Origin of the sequence: Halomonas pelophila, assembly GCF_040196315.1 — a bacterium.
GTDB classification, from domain to species: Bacteria; Pseudomonadota; Gammaproteobacteria; order Pseudomonadales; family Halomonadaceae; genus Halomonas; species Halomonas pelophila.
This window is the reverse complement of the sequence record NZ_JBEGCI010000001.1, coordinates 105,045-119,054: the sequence shown is the minus strand read 5'-3', so window position 1 is coordinate 119,054 and position 14,010 is coordinate 105,045. Positions and strand designations below refer to the sequence as shown.

Genomic DNA, 14,010 nt, shown 5'->3' with positions numbered 1-14,010 from the left:
CAGGCCGGGGCAAGCCCCGGCCTGAAAACGCATGTGAAGGAAAAGGGCGGTATCAGCGCTCGACGCCGATGCCGAACTCTTCGCCGGCATCCAGCAGCCAGCGATAGAGGTAGTCGGCGAAGCTGCGCCGGATGACCAGCTCCCAGCGATCCTCGCTGGGGCGGCGCAGGACGACGGTCGCCTTGGCAAATACCGTGGTCACGCCCTTGCCGACCGGAAAGTGACTCGGATGGACGTCATAGCTCACCGACTTCATCAGCACCTCACGGGCCGCCTCGCCGGAAAGCTCCAGTACGGTCTGGCCCCCGCCGACGTTGCTGATGCTGAAGTGCGCATCACCCAGCGACTCGCGCAGACCACGCTCGATGTCGAACTCCTCGCCACCGGGCACGATCAGGAGCCACTCGTCCGGCGATATCCACTGGATCGAGCGCTCGCCACCCTCGTCCTGCACCAGACCCAGCGGTTCGCCGGGAAGTCCCAGGCCGACCGCCTCCCGCAGGGCCTCATCGAGCACGATGGCACCGCCACGCAGCACCAGGTGACCGAGGAAGGCACGCTCACGCACGGTCACGCGTGTATTGGCCTTGGCGGCCGGGGCCCCCGAGCGATGCACGCTGTAGGCCAGCGGCGACTCTACGGCGATCTCGCTGTCATTTCCAACGACGGGGCGCGTATCGAACTGCTGTGCGTTAGACATTCTGACGCTCTCCCTTGGGATCGAGGAAGATGGGGCTGACGATCTCGGCCTCATGGACCTGGCCGTCGACCATGGGCAGATAGACGGTGTCGCCCATCTTCTGGTGGCCGCCCTTGACCACGGCCAGGGCGAAGCCTGACGCCAGGGTCGGGCTGTAGTAGCTGGAGGTCACGTGGCCGACCATGGGCATCGGGATGGCGTGGTTCGGATCGAGCACGATCTGCGCCCCCTCCTCCAGTACCACCTTGGGATCCCGGGGCTTGAGGCCCACCATCTGCTTGCGGTCGCTGCGCTGGGTGTCGGGACGCGTCAGCGCCCGCTTGCCGATCCAGGAGTTCGGCTTGTCGTAGCCGATGGCCCAGTGCATGCCCAGATCCTCCGGGGTCACCGAGCCATCGGTGTCCTGACCGGCGATGATGAAGCCCTTCTCGGCCCGCAGCACGTGCATGGTCTCGGTGCCGTAGGGCGTCAGGTCATACTTCTCGCCATGGGCGAACAGGGTCTTCCAGACGTGCAGCGCATAGTTGGCCTGGACGTTGATCTCGTAGGCGAGCTCGCCGGTGAAGGAGATGCGGAAGACCCGGGCCGGCACGCCGGCCACCTGACCCTCGCGCCAGTCCATGAACTTGAAGGACTCGCGGTCGAGATCGATATCGGTGATCTCGGCCAGCAGCTTGCGCGCCTCCGGGCCGGTGACGGTCATGGTCGCCCAGTGATCGGTCACCGAGTTGAAGTACACATCCAGCTCGGGCCACTCGGTCTGGTGCCAGATCTCCAGCCACTCGAGCACCGCCGCCGCGCCACCGGTGCTGGTGGTCATCAGGAAGTGGTTCTCGGCCAGGCAGCTGGTGGTCCCATCGTCCATCACCATGCCGTCGTCCTTGCACATCAGGCCATAGCGGACGCGACCGGGAGCCAGCTTGGCCCACTTGTTGGTATAGACCCGCCCCAGGAACTCACGGGCATCCGGGCCCTGGATGTCGATCTTGCCCAGGGTCGAGGCATCGAGGATACCGACCCCCTGGCGGACGGCCAGGCACTCCCGCGCCACCGCCTCGTCCAGGGTCTCCTGCTTGCCATCGACGCGCTTCGGGAAGTACCAGGGACGCTTCCACTGGCCGACGTCCTCGAATTCGGCGCCGTGCTCCACGTGCCACTGGTGCAGGGCGGTGTAGCGCTCGGGCTCGAACAGCTCGCGGCAGTGGCGCCCGGCGATGGCGCCGAAGGTGACCGGGGTGTAGTTGGGGCGGAACACCGTGGTGCCCACCTCGGGGATCGACTTGCCGAGGCAGCGCGCGGCGATGGCCATGCCGTTGATGTTGCCGAGCTTGCCCTGATCGGTGCCGAAGCCCATGGCGGTGTAGCGCTTGACGTGCTCGATGGACTCGAAGCCCTCCCGGGTGGCCAGTTCGATGGCCGCCGCGGTGACGTCGTTCTGCAGGTCGACGAACTGCTTCGGCGCCCGCAGGGTCGCCTTCTCGTGGGGGACCTGGTAGAGCGCGCTGGCCGTGCCTTCCCGGCGGGCCTCGACCTGGGGCAACTCCACCGAGCCTGCCGACCGGCCCAGCGCCGCCAGTGCCCGGGCGGCCGCGGCGCTGCCATCGGCCAGCCCCTCGGCCAGATCGTGGATGCCCCGGGCGCTGCCGGCGGCGTGCACGCCCTTGACCAGGCTCGGCACGAAGCCGAGGATCTCGTCGTTCCAGGTCGGCCGCGCGCCGGTGTGGGAGGCCAGGTGGATCACCGGGCTGTAACCGCCGGAGCTGGCGATGGTGTCGCACTCCAGGGTCTCGGCCCGGCCGGTGACCGTGAAGGCCTCGGCGTCGATGGTGGCGACCCGGGCGCCGCTGACGCGGCTGCTGCCCTGGGCCTCGAGCACGGCCGAGCCTTCGATGATGCGAATCCCGCGGGCCCGGGCCTGCTCCACCAGCTCACCGTCGGGCGCCTGACGGGCATCGACGATGGCCACCACCTCGCGTCCGGCATCGCTCCAGTCCAGGGCGGCGCGGTAGGCGTGATCGTTGCTGACGGAGAGCACCAGCCGGTTGCCCGGCACCACGCCGTAGCGGCGGATATAGGTCGATACGGCACCGGCGACCAGATTGCCCGGCACGTCGTTGCCGGCGTAGACCAGCGGCCGCTCATGGGCGCCGGTGGCCAGCAGCACCTGGCCGGCACGCACGCGATGCATCCGCGAGCGGCAGGGTCGGACGCCGTCGATGGTCGGTGCGGTCTCGCCGAGGTGCTCGGTGCGCCGCTCGTGCAGGGTCACGAAGTGGTGATCGTGATAGCCGTTGGCGGTGGTGCGCGGCAGCAGGGTGACGTTGTCGCATTCGCCGAGCTCGGCGATCACCTGCTCGGCCCAGCGGGCGGCCGGCCGGTCGTCGAGCCGCTCGCGGCTATCCAGCAGCGAGCCGCCCATCTCCTCCTGCTCATCACACAGGATCACCCGGGCGCCGCCGCGGGCCGCGGTCAGCGCCGCGGCGAGACCCGCCGGGCCGGCGCCGATCACCAGCAGGTCGCAGTGCTGGTGGAGGTGATCGTAGCTGTCCGGATCCGACTCCATGGGGCTCGAGCCCAGGCCCGCCCCCTTGCGAATGACCTTCTCATAGGTCATCCACATGGAGGCCGGGGCCATGAAGGTCTTGTAGTAGAAGCCCGGCGGCATGAAGCGCCCGCCCAGCTTGCCGACCAGGCTCATGACGTCGCGCTGGACGTTGGGCCAGCCGTTGGTGCTGCGTGCCACCAGGCCGTCGAACAGCGCCTGCTGGGTGGCACGCACGTTGGGCACTTGGGCCGCCTCGGTGCTGCCCAGCTGGACCAGGGCATTGGGCTCCTCGGCCCCGGCGGCGACGATGCCGCGCGGCCGCGAGTACTTGAAGCTGCGGTTGACGATGTCCACCCCGTTGGCGAGCAACGCCGACGCCAGGGTATCGCCGGCATGGCCCTGGTAGCGCTTGCCGTTGAAGGTGAAGGTGAGCGCGCGGGAACGATCGACGCGTCCGCCCTCGCGAAGACGATTGCACTGACTCATGCGCGGACTCCTTCAAGAAGCGATGCCTGTTCGACGTCGTCCGTGGACGGCCGACCCTCGGGATGTTCGGCGGTGAAGCGGGGCTGCTCGCCCACCTTGTAGGTCTCGAGGATCTCGTAGCTCACCGTGTTACGGGTGATGTTGAAGAACTTGCGGCAGCCCACGGCATGCACCCACAGCTCGTGATGGATACCGCGCGGGTTGTCGCGGAAGAACAGGTAGTCGCCCCAGGCCTCGTCGCTGCAGGCCTCGGGGTCCGCGGGCCGCGCGATATGCGCCTGGCCCTTGGGGTGAAATTCGTCTTCCTCGCGGTGCTCCGCGCAGTGGGGGCAGTAAATATGAAACATGGGGTTGCCTCCTTAGTGGGCCACGCCGGCCGCACCATGCTCATCGATCAGGGCGCCGGTGTGAAAGCGATCGATGGAGAACGGCGCGGCGATGGGATGCATCTCGCCCTTGGCGAGACTGGCGGCAAAGACGTGACCGGAGCCCGGAGTGGCCTTGAAGCCCCCGGTGCCCCAACCGCAGTTGAAGAAGAGTCCCTGGACCGGTGTCTTGGAGAGAATCGGGCAGGCATCCGGGCAGGTATCGACGATGCCGCCCCACTGGCGGTTCATGCGCACCCTCGAGAAGATCGGGAACATCTCGACGATGGCCTGCAGGGTGTGCTCCACGGTGGAGTAGCTGCCGCGCTGACCGTAGCCGTTGTAGCCGTCGATGCCGGCGCCGATCACCAGGTCGCCCTTGTCGGTCTGGCTGATGTAGCCGTGCACGTGGTTGGACATCACCACGGTGTCGAGCACCGGCTTGAGCGGCTCGGAGACCAATGCCTGCAACGGATGGGACTCCAGCGGCAGCGTGAAGCCGGCCATCCTGGCCAGCACGCCGGAGTTGCCCGCGGCCACGCAGCCCACGGTCCTGGCCTCGATGTCGCCGCGGTTGGTGTGCACCCCGTAGACGCGGCCGTCGCGGATCTTGAAGCCGGTGACCTCGGTCTGCTGCAGGATGTCGACGCCAAGCGCATCGGCCGCCCGGGCGAAGCCCCAGGCCACGGCATCGTGGCGCGCCACGCCGGCCCGCGGCTGCCAGGAGGCGCCGAGAATCGGATAACGCGCGTTCTTCGAGCAGTCCATGATCGGCACGATCTCCTGCACGCCCTGGGTATCCAGCACCTCGCCGTCGATGCCATTGAGGCGGTTGGCGTTGACCCGACGCTGGATGTCGCGCATGTCCTGCAGCGTGTGCCCGAGGTTGAGCACGCCGCGCTGGGAGAACATCACGTTGTAGTTGAGGTCCTGGGAGAGCCCCTCCCAGAGCTTCATGGAGTGCTCGTAGAGCGCGGCGGACTCGTCCCATAAGTAGTTGGAGCGCACGATCGTCGTATTACGCGCCGTGTTGCCGCCGCCCAGCCAGCCCTTCTCCACCACGGCCACGTTGGTGATGCCATGCTCCTTGGCCAGGTAGTAGGCGGTGGCCAGACCATGGCCGCCGCCGCCGATGATGATCACGTCGTACTGCTTCTTGGGCACGGGATTGCGCCACTGGCGCTCCCAGTTCTCATGATGGCTCAGCGCGTGCTTGGCCAGCCCGAAGCCTGAATAGCGTTGCATAGGGTCTTCTCCTCGAAGGGCCCCGCCGAGGCGCCGGCGGGAACGGGCTCACGCGATAGCGGTCTCGGCCGCCTCGATGGAAGCCTGGGCATAGACCGGGTGGCGTTCGCACAGCTCGGTCACCTTGTCGCGCACCTCGGCCTCGACGGCATCGGTATTGCCACGCTCGGCCAGCACATCGAGGATGTCGCAGATCCAGCCGGCCAGATCGCTGCACTCGGCCGCATCGAAGCCGCGAGTGGTCACCGCCGGGGTGCCGATGCGCAGGCCCGAGGTGACGAAGGGGCTCTGGGGATCATTGGGCACGGCGTTCTTGTTGACGGTGATGTGCGCACGCCCCAGCGCCGCATCGGCATCCTTGCCGGTCACCTCCTGCTTGATCAGCGAGACCAGGAAGAGATGGTCGTCGGTGCCGCCGGACACCACATCGAAGCCGCGCTCCATGAACACCCCGGCCATGGCCTGGGCGTTGTCGATCACCCGCTGCTGGTAGGCCACGAAGTCCTGGCTCATGGCCTCCTTGAAGGCCACCGCCTTGGCGGCGATCACATGCATCAGCGGGCCGCCCTGCTGGCCCGGGAAGACCGCGCCGTTGAGCTTCTTGTACAGCGCGGCATCGCCATGCGCGGAGAGGATCAGGCCGCCGCGCGGACCGCGCAGCGTCTTGTGGGTGGTGGTGGTGACCACGTGGGCGTGGGGAATCGGGCTCGGGTAGTGGCCGGCGGCGACCAGGCCGGCCACATGGGCCATGTCGACCAGCAGCCAGGCACCCACGGCGTCGGCGATAGTGCGGAAACGCCGCCAATCCACGACACGCGAATAGGCCGAGAAGCCGGCGATGATCAGCTTGGGCTTGTGGCTCTTGGCCAGGCGCTCGACCTCTTCGTAGTCGATCTCGCCGGTCTCCGGATTGAGGCCGTACTGCACGGCATGGTAGTGCTTGCCGGAGAAGTTGGGCGCGGCGCCATGGGTCAGATGGCCGCCATGGGCCAGGCTCATGCCCAGCACGGTATCGCCCGGCTGGATCAGCGCCATGAAGGCCGCGGCGTTGGCCTGGGCCCCGGAGTGCGGCTGGACGTTGGCATAGTCGGCGCCGAACAGGTCACAGGCGCGATCGATGGCCAGCTGCTCGACCACATCGACATGCTCGCAGCCGCCGTAGTAGCGCTTGCCCGGGTAGCCCTCGGCATACTTGTTGGTCAGCTGGGTGCCCTGGGCCTCCATCACCGCGCGGCTGGCGTAGTTCTCGGAGGCGATCAACTCGACGTGGGCCTCCTGGCGCACTACCTCGTCGGCGATGGCGGCGGCGATCTGGGAATCGAAAGTGGCGAGACCAACCTGATTCATGACTGACTCCTCTTGTTATCGTTAGCGGGCAGGGAGTTGCTGGAAGCCCTCGGCAACCTGCCAGCGGGAAAATGGCCATCCTTAGGCGCGGGCAACCGTCGCGCAGCTCATCCAGCTCACACGTCGATTAAAGGCGACGGCGATGAAAAGGGATTGAACAGATGCGACAGGATTCCTGAACACCGGGACACACGAAAGGTGTCTACCCGCGGAACGCGCCGGGCTGATGGCACGCATGAGGGCACGCCTTCATTAGGGATGGCCGAGGGATCAGAGCGTCGGCCGGCCGTCGATATGCAGGAAGAAGGGATCGACCCGGTCGCTACCGGGTTCGCTGGCGCGCTTGCGCATTTCCGACGGTGTCGCGCCGAAGGCGCTGCGGAAGTGGCGGGAGAAGTGGGCCGTATCGGCGAAGCCACAGCGCTCGCCGATCTCGGTGATGCTCTTGCCGGTATAGTGCAACAGCCATAGCCCGTAGCGCAGGCGCAGGTCACGGGCGAACTTCTGGGGGCCAACGCCCAGGATCGCGCGAAAGCGCCGTTCCAGGTTGCGGCGGGAGGTTCCCACCCGTTCCGATAGCGCGTCCATCGTGATCGCCTCGCCCAGGTGCTGCTCGAGCACGGCGATGGCGCGACGCACCACGCGATCCTCGATCTTGCCGAAGACCACCGGCTGAGGCTGGGGGTGGGTGCCGGCACGGGCCTCATCGAGGAGCATGATATTCAGGCTCTTCATCGCCCAGGCCTTGCCCAGATGGCGCTCGACCAGGTAGGCGGCCAGGTCTGCCGCCGCCGCCCCGCCGGCACAGGTGAGTCGGTCCCCGTCATCGATGAACAGGCGATCGGCCACCGGCTGGATGGCGGGGAAGCGCTGTATCATGTCGCGATGGTGGTACCAGCTGACGCAGCAGCGCCGCTCCTTCATCAGGCCCGCCTGAATCAGGGCGAACACCCCGGTGCACAACCCCACCAGCGGCACTCCGGCCTCCGCGGCCTGGCGAAGGTAGGCATGGGCGCCGGTATCCATGCGGTCATGATCATCCTGTACCCCCCCCACGACCACGATGTAATCGAACGCGCCGGGATCCTGAAACGGCAGGCAGGGGGAGATAGCGGCACCACAACTGGACAGCACCTCATGCCCGGCACTGGCCATGAAGGTCCAGTGGCAACGCACCTGCCGCGAGCGATCGCCCTCGTCCGCCGCCAGACGCAGGCAGTCGAGAAAGGCGGCGAAGGGCAGCAGCGTGAAGCGGTGGAGCAGCACGAAGCCCACCGCCAGAGGCTCACTCCTGTGAAGCGGACCGACCGTAGTGGCTGACATCATGGCGGACATTCTTGCATGTCTCTGTACCTCTCAAGGACCTTTACACTATCCCCTCGCCCGCTTCAGCACCACTCACGCCGATCCCGTCATGCCATGCCATGCACATCGACCCTAGGTGTTCCTGAAGCGGACATTGATCACGCCCGCCGTGTCCCGGGCGTGGAACGGGCGAGGAAAGAGCACGCTTCGAAGGGTTGCCTCGCGAGGGCATGGTGTTCGCATCAACAACGCCCCAACGAAACACCCCGTGGACGCGGCACAGCCGGTCAAGGTCACCGGTGCGCAATCCATGAAAAGGCGTCGCCAGGCGATCCAAGGGGGGTCTGGCCAGACTCGTCACCGGTGACACACAACGAAAAGGGCCTACGACGGTGTCGTAGGCCCTTGAATTCGTGGCGCGCCCGGCAGGATTCGAACCTGCGACCCTCGGCTTCGGAGGCCGATACTCTATCCAACTGAGCTACGGGCGCACGGCCTGGCGATGGGTGCCAGGCGGGCGCTATCCTACCCGCCCACCAGGGCGCTGTCCAGCCGCCACCCCGTCCGGCCCCGAGCATGGTTTGATCCCAGGGGATTTTCCAGGCGTTGGCGATGCCGGTATACTGTCGCCCACTATATATGCGCGCCGTGGCGTCCACCGTCTGACGTGATGCCGAGCGTGATTCCGATGACAGGACCGTCGAGAGGTGGTGAGAGTGAAATCCAGCAAGCTGATCATGGGGTGCCTGGCCACCCTGGGCCTGAGCACAGGCCTGGCCGTTGCACAGGACGACGCGGCGCACGATGCCATCGCGGAACGCCTGAAACCGGTGGGTGAACTCTGCCTGCAGGGCGAGGACTGCGGCACCGCCATGGCCGCCGCCAGCGGCGGCGACAGCAGCGCCTCCTCGGGCGGCGCCATCGATGGGGCCGGCATCTACAACAACGTCTGCATGGCCTGCCACGACACCGGCGCCGCCGGCGCGCCGGTGCGCGGCGACGAGGCTGCCTGGAGCGAGCGCACCGGCAAGGGCTTCGAGACCCTGGTGAGCCACGCCGTCAACGGCTTCAACGCCATGCCCGCCAAGGGCGGCAACCCCAACCTCTCCGACGAGGAAGTCCAGGCCGCGGTGGCCCACCTGGTCGAGCCGGTCATGGACGTGCCCGCTCAGGAGAGCGGCGGCGGCGACTCCGCCGAGGCCAGTGCCGAGGGCGAGGCGAGCGAGTCCAGCGCCAGCGCCGAGGCCGCCACGGCCGGCATCGACGGCGCCGCGATCTACAATACCGCCTGCATGGCCTGCCACGACACCGGCGCGGCCGGCGCGCCGATGAAGGGCGACGCCGAGGCCTGGGCCCCGCGCCTCGAGAAGGGCACCGAGACCCTCTACAGCCACGCCATCAACGGCTTCAACGCCATGCCCGCCAAGGGCGGCAACGCGTCGCTCTCCGATGACGAGGTCAAGGCGGCGGTCGACCACATGGTCGGCTCCGTTCAGTAAACCTCCGATCACGGAAAGGCCAGCGGGGCGCCCTAGGGCGCCCCGCTTGCGTTGGAGGACCGACCGTCTGTGGCCGGCCGCCGCCTCTCCACCCGGTCTCATCCCAGCAGCGAGCGAATCCCCGCCAGGGCGTCCTTGCCCCGCGCCTGTTTCTTCTCCGGATCCTCCCGGTCGGCGCGCCCCTCCCACTCGAGATCGCCCTCCGGCAGCTCGTCGAGGAAGCGGCTGGGCGTGCAGTCCATCATCTCGCCATAGGTCTTGCGCTGACGCGCCAGCGTCATGGTCAGGGTGCGTCGCGCCCGGGTGATGCCCACATAGGCCAGGCGACGCTCCTCCTCCACGGTGCCCGCCTCCACGGCGTTGCGGTGGGGCAGAAGATCCTCCTCCAGGCCCATCAGGTAGACATGCGGGAACTCCAGCCCCTTGGAGGCGTGCATGGTCAACAGCTGCACCCGGTCGGAGTCGTCCTCCTCGGCCTGCTGCTCGAGGATATCGCGCAGCACCAGCCGGGAGATCGCCGCTTCCACGTCGTCGGCCTCGGTCTCCTCGCTGGCCGTGTCCTCGGGGTCACGGTTCATGGACTTCTCGAGCTGATCAATCAGGATCCAGACGTTGGCCATGCGCCGCTCGGCGATGGTCGGCGCGCTGGCGTTCTGGTAGAGCCAAGCCTCGTAGTCCATCTCGTGCAGCATGCCGCGGATGGCCTCCAGGGCGTCGCCCTGATCCATGCGCCGGCGCACCCCGTCGATGAAGTGGGTGAAGCGCGACAGCCGATCCATGGCCCGCTCCGGCAGCTGCTGGGCGAGGCCCAGCTCGTGGCAGGCGGCGAACAGCGAGATCGAGCGCCCGCTGACCTGGTCGTTGGCGTAGTTGGCGAGCTTCTCCAGGGTGCTCGGGCCGATCTCGCGGCGCGGCACGTTGACGATGCGCAGGAAGGCGTTGTCGTCGGCCGGGTTGATCAGCAGGCGCAGGTAGGCCATGGCGTCCTTGATCTCGTTGCGCGAGAAGAAGGAGGTGCCGCCGGATAGCTTGTAGGGAATCTGGTAGTGCTGCAGCTTGAGCTCCAGCAGCCGAGCCTGGAAGTTGCCGCGATAGAGCACCGCGAAGTCGCGCCACTCGGCGGACTCCTTGATGCGCCGGGTGAGGATCTCGCTGGCCACCCGCTCGGCCTCGGCCTCCTCGTGGCGGTTGACCACCACGCGGATCGCCGCCCCCTCGCCCATCTCCGACCACAGGGTCTTGTCGTAGACGTGGGGGTTGTTGGCGATCAGGGTGTTGGCGGCGCGCAGGATGGTACCGGTAGAGCGGTAGTTCTGCTCGAGCTTGATCACCTTCAGGCGCGGGAAGTCCTCGCCCAGGGTGACCAGGTTCTCGGGGCGCGCCCCGCGCCAGGCGTAGATCGACTGGTCGTCGTCGCCGACCACGGTGAAGGTCGAGCGCTCACCCATCAGCAGCCGCACCAGCAGGTACTGGCTGATGTTGGTGTCCTGGTACTCGTCCACCAGCATGTAGTGGATCTTGCGCCGCCAGCGGGCCAGCGCCTCGGGATCGTCGCGCAGCAGCACCACCGGCAGCAGGATCAGGTCGTCGAAGTCCACGGCGTTGTAGGCCTTGAGGTGGCGCACATAGGCCTCGTAGACCCGGGCGGCGTACTGCTCGTCGTCGTCCTCGGCGTGGGAGAGCGCCTGGCCGGGCAGCAGCAGGTCGTTCTTCCACTGGGAGATCTGCTGCTGCACGGCGTTGATCTGGTCTGCGTCGACCTGGGCGTCCTTGTTCATCAGGTCGCGCAGCAGCGCCTTGGCATCCTCGGGGTCGAAGAGCGAGAAGCCCGGCCGGTAGCCCAGCGCCTTGAGCTCGCTGCGGATGATGTTGAGCCCGAGGGTGTGGAAGGTGGAGACGGTCAGCCCGTGCCCCTCCTTGCCCTTTAGCATGCTGCCCACGCGCTCCTTCATCTCCCGGGCGGCCTTGTTGGTGAAGGTCACGGCGGCGATGCGCCGGGCACTCATGCCGCACTCCTGCACCAGGTAGGCGATCTTGGTGGTGATCACGCTGGTCTTGCCCGAGCCCGCCCCAGCGAGCACCAGGCAGGGGCCATCGATGTAGCGCACGGCCTCCTGCTGACGGGGATTGAGGCCGGCGACCCGAGTTTTGATGGACGTGGACATCAGGCATTCCTCGCAGACGCGTGGGGGTCGATGGCCGGATGATCGGCCTCGAAGGTGCCGGTCTCGGAAGGGGCCGACCCCGGATGGCCGGCCCCCGGAAGGCCGGACCCCGGGAGGCCGGACCCCGGAAGCCCGGCGCCCACAAACTCGAGCTGCCGCCAGGCCTCGAAGACCACCACCGCGCAGGCGTTGGAGAGGTTCAGGCTGCGGCTGTCGGGCAACATGGGGATGCGCAGGCGCTGGGCCTCGGGCAGGGCATCGAGCAGCGCCTGGGGCAGGCCGCGGGTCTCGGGGCCGAACACCAGGGCGTCGCCCTCGCGATAGGCCGGCTCGTGATAGCCGGTGCGCCCGCGGGTCGAGACGGCGAAGACCCGCACGGGCGAAACGGCGGCGAGGAAGGCGTCCCAGTCGGCATGCACGCGCACCCGGGCCCACTCGTGGTAGTCGAGGCCGGCGCGACGCAGGCGCTTGTCGTCGAGCGTAAAGCCCAGCGGCTCGATCAGGTGCAGCCGGAAGCCGGTGTTGGCGCAGAGCCGGATCAGGTTGCCGGTATTGGGCGGAATCTCGGGCTGGTAGAGCACCACGTCAAGCATCAGCGGCTCCTGATAGGAAGGGCGTACAACGCACTCGGGCCCCGTGCGGGGCCCGAAAGACGATCGGCTAGGGCGGGCATCATACCGCCAGCCCCCCATCGGCGCGCACGCCGTGGCGGCCTCAGTCGCCGGACACGCCGTAGCGGTCGCGGTAGGCGCGGATCGCCTCGGCGTGGCCCTTGAGCGCCTCGCCGGCGTGCTGCTCGAGGTACTCGAGCACCAGGTCCAGGGTGACGATGCTGACCACCGGCATGCCGTAGGTGGCCTCGACCTCCTGGATGGCGCTGCGCGGATCGTGCTCGTCGCGGCCGCGCTCCTGGCGATCCAGGGCGATCACCACGCCCGCCGCCTTGGCGCCCGCCTCGTCGATCAGGCTCATCACCTCGCGGATCGCGGTGCCGGCGGTGATCACGTCGTCGATGATCAGGATGCGCCCGGCGAGCTCGGCGCCGACGATGTTGCCGCCCTCGCCGTGGGCCTTGGCCTCCTTGCGGTTGAAGGCGTAGGGCAGGTCGCGGTCGTGGTGATCGGCCAGCGCCACGGCGGTGGTGGCCGCCAGCGGGATGCCCTTGTAGGCGGGCCCGAAGAGCACGTCGATCTCGAGGTCGCTGTCGGCGATGGCCTGGGCGTAGAAGCGGCCCAGCTCGGCCAGGGCGCGGCCGGTGCGGAACAGGCCGGCGTTGAAGAAATAGGGGCTGACGCGGCCGGACTTCAGGGTGAATTCGCCGAAGCGCAACACGCCCTGTTCGATGGCGAACTCGATGAATGCCTGCTGGTAGGGTTGCAGGGACGATGTAGTGCGCGGGTCCGCCACGGAGCCTCCTATCACGTTTATCGACTGACGCCATTTACCCAAACGTCGAAACGTCGGGTATCATACACGCGCGACGCAAAAGGGACCACGTATGAAAATCGCCACCATCAATGTCAACGGCATCCGCGAAGCGGTCGGACGGGGCTTCCTCGACTGGCTGGCCAACCAGGATGCCGACGTCGTCTGCGTGCAGAACCTCAAGGCCAAGAGCTTCGAGCTGGACGATAGTATCCTCTACCCGGAAGGCTACGAGGGCTACTTCCTCGATGCGGAGCAGGACGGCTTCTCGGGGGTCGGCCTCTACTGTCGCCAGATCCCCAAGGCCATCATGTACGGCCTGGGCTTCCCCCAGTGCGACCACGAGGCGCGTTTCCTACAGGCGGACTACGATCGCTTCAGCATCGCCAGCTTCCTGATGCCCGACGGCAGCGACTATGCCGCCAAGCAGGCCTTCATGGCCCAGTATCAGGAGTACCTGTCGAAGATGGCCCGCAAGCGCCGCGAGTACATCATCTGCGGCTCCTGGCACATCGCCCACAAGACCATCGACCTGGAGAACTGGGCCGACAACCAGACCACGCCCGGCTTCAAGCCCGAGGAGCGTGCCTGGATGGATCAGGTCTTCGGCCCCACGGGCTTCATCGACACCTTCCGCGAGATCAACCGCGACGCCGGTGAGTACACCTGGTGGCCGAAGCTCGACCAGGAGGTGCCGCGCTCCCGCCAGGAGGGCTGGCGCATCGACTACCAGATCGTCGGGCCGAACTTCCGCCGCCACGTGGTGGACGCCTGGATCGACTACGACGCGACCTTCTCGGAGTTCGCGCCGGTGATCGTCGAGTACGACCTGACGCTCTGATCTCGCTCCCTTCGTCGCCGTTCCGGCCCGACCGGAACGCAACGCGCCGGCCCGAGGGCCGGCGCGTTGCGTTATAGGGCTGAGCCG

The 14,010-nt window shown here is 67.5% G+C and carries 10 protein-coding genes, 1 tRNA gene and 1 pseudogene; 2 read left to right on the top strand and 10 right to left on the bottom strand.

Annotated features, from left to right (window positions below; translation table 11 throughout):
- Positions 1-52 precede the first annotated feature (52 nt).
- The 7 genes from ABE957_RS00550 to ABE957_RS00520 form a co-directional block, all read right to left on the bottom strand.
- Positions 53-700 (bottom strand): sarcosine oxidase subunit gamma, encoded by a 648-nt coding sequence (locus ABE957_RS00550; RefSeq protein ID WP_349756689.1) that lies wholly within the window; start codon positions 698-700, stop codon positions 53-55.
- The gene (locus ABE957_RS00545) at positions 693-3,731 is read right to left on the bottom strand and encodes a sarcosine oxidase subunit alpha family protein (protein WP_349756688.1); all 3,039 of its coding nucleotides are present in this window, start codon (positions 3,729-3,731) and stop codon (positions 693-695) included. The genes ABE957_RS00550 and ABE957_RS00545 overlap by 8 nt, the downstream gene beginning before the upstream one ends.
- On the bottom strand, positions 3,728-4,078 hold the full coding sequence (locus ABE957_RS00540) for a sarcosine oxidase subunit delta (RefSeq protein WP_349756687.1): 351 nt from the start codon (positions 4,076-4,078) through the stop codon (positions 3,728-3,730). Before ABE957_RS00540 ends, ABE957_RS00545 begins: the two co-directional genes overlap by 4 nt.
- A gap of 12 nt (positions 4,079-4,090) precedes the next feature.
- Positions 4,091-5,341 (bottom strand): sarcosine oxidase subunit beta family protein, encoded by a 1,251-nt coding sequence (locus ABE957_RS00535; RefSeq protein WP_349756686.1) that lies wholly within the window; start codon positions 5,339-5,341, stop codon positions 4,091-4,093.
- Positions 5,342-5,389: 48 nt separating this feature from the next.
- Positions 5,390-6,688, bottom strand: coding sequence for a serine hydroxymethyltransferase (glyA, locus tag ABE957_RS00530; RefSeq protein WP_349756685.1), 1,299 nt, complete (start codon positions 6,686-6,688; stop codon positions 5,390-5,392).
- Between the two features lie 270 nt (positions 6,689-6,958).
- On the bottom strand, positions 6,959-8,014 hold the full coding sequence (locus ABE957_RS00525; protein ID WP_349756684.1) for a GlxA family transcriptional regulator: 1,056 nt from the start codon (positions 8,012-8,014) through the stop codon (positions 6,959-6,961).
- Between the two features lie 393 nt (positions 8,015-8,407).
- Positions 8,408-8,484: transfer RNA gene (locus tag ABE957_RS00520), tRNA-Arg, on the bottom strand.
- Between the two features lie 225 nt (positions 8,485-8,709).
- Here ABE957_RS00520 and ABE957_RS00515 point away from each other — a divergent pair.
- Positions 8,710-9,492 (top strand): c-type cytochrome, encoded by a 783-nt coding sequence (locus tag ABE957_RS00515; RefSeq protein ID WP_349756683.1) that lies wholly within the window; start codon positions 8,710-8,712, stop codon positions 9,490-9,492.
- A 98-nt stretch (positions 9,493-9,590) separates the two neighbouring features.
- On the opposite strand, the gene rep is transcribed toward ABE957_RS00515, so the two are convergent.
- The 3 genes and pseudogenes from rep to pyrE form a co-directional block, all read right to left on the bottom strand.
- Positions 9,591-11,657 carry a DNA helicase Rep gene (rep, locus tag ABE957_RS00510; protein ID WP_349756682.1) on the bottom strand — a complete coding sequence of 689 codons (2,067 nt, stop codon included), beginning with the start codon at positions 11,655-11,657 and terminating at the stop codon, positions 9,591-9,593.
- A gap of 128 nt (positions 11,658-11,785) precedes the next feature.
- Positions 11,786-12,250 (bottom strand): annotated as a pseudogene (gene trmL, locus ABE957_RS00505) (tRNA (uridine(34)/cytosine(34)/5-carboxymethylaminomethyluridine(34)-2'-O)-methyltransferase TrmL); the annotation flags it as partial.
- A 121-nt stretch (positions 12,251-12,371) separates the two neighbouring features.
- Positions 12,372-13,064 carry an orotate phosphoribosyltransferase gene (gene pyrE, locus ABE957_RS00500; RefSeq protein ID WP_349756681.1) on the bottom strand — a complete coding sequence of 231 codons (693 nt, stop codon included), beginning with the start codon at positions 13,062-13,064 and terminating at the stop codon, positions 12,372-12,374.
- Positions 13,065-13,155: 91 nt separating this feature from the next.
- Between pyrE and ABE957_RS00495 the strand changes: the two genes are divergently transcribed.
- Complete coding sequence (locus ABE957_RS00495; RefSeq protein WP_349756680.1) at positions 13,156-13,923, top strand: exodeoxyribonuclease III; 768 nt, start codon at positions 13,156-13,158, stop codon at positions 13,921-13,923.
- Positions 13,924-14,010 lie beyond the last annotated feature (87 nt).

Coding starts and splice junctions, on each gene's coding strand:
- ABE957_RS00550 (WP_349756689.1), bottom strand. CDS start 700: ATGTCTAACGCACAGCAGTTCGATACGCGCCCCGTCGTTGGAAATGAC.
- ABE957_RS00535 (WP_349756686.1), bottom strand. CDS start 5,341: ATGCAACGCTATTCAGGCTTCGGGCTGGCCAAGCACGCGCTGAGCCAT.
- ABE957_RS00525 (WP_349756684.1), bottom strand. CDS start 8,014: ATGATGTCAGCCACTACGGTCGGTCCGCTTCACAGGAGTGAGCCTCTG.
- ABE957_RS00545 (WP_349756688.1), bottom strand. CDS start 3,731: ATGAGTCAGTGCAATCGTCTTCGCGAGGGCGGACGCGTCGATCGTTCC.
- ABE957_RS00540 (WP_349756687.1), bottom strand. CDS start 4,078: ATGTTTCATATTTACTGCCCCCACTGCGCGGAGCACCGCGAGGAAGAC.
- rep (WP_349756682.1), bottom strand. CDS start 11,657: ATGTCCACGTCCATCAAAACTCGGGTCGCCGGCCTCAATCCCCGTCAG.
- ABE957_RS00495 (WP_349756680.1), top strand. CDS start 13,156: ATGAAAATCGCCACCATCAATGTCAACGGCATCCGCGAAGCGGTCGGA.
- glyA (WP_349756685.1), bottom strand. CDS start 6,688: ATGAATCAGGTTGGTCTCGCCACTTTCGATTCCCAGATCGCCGCCGCC.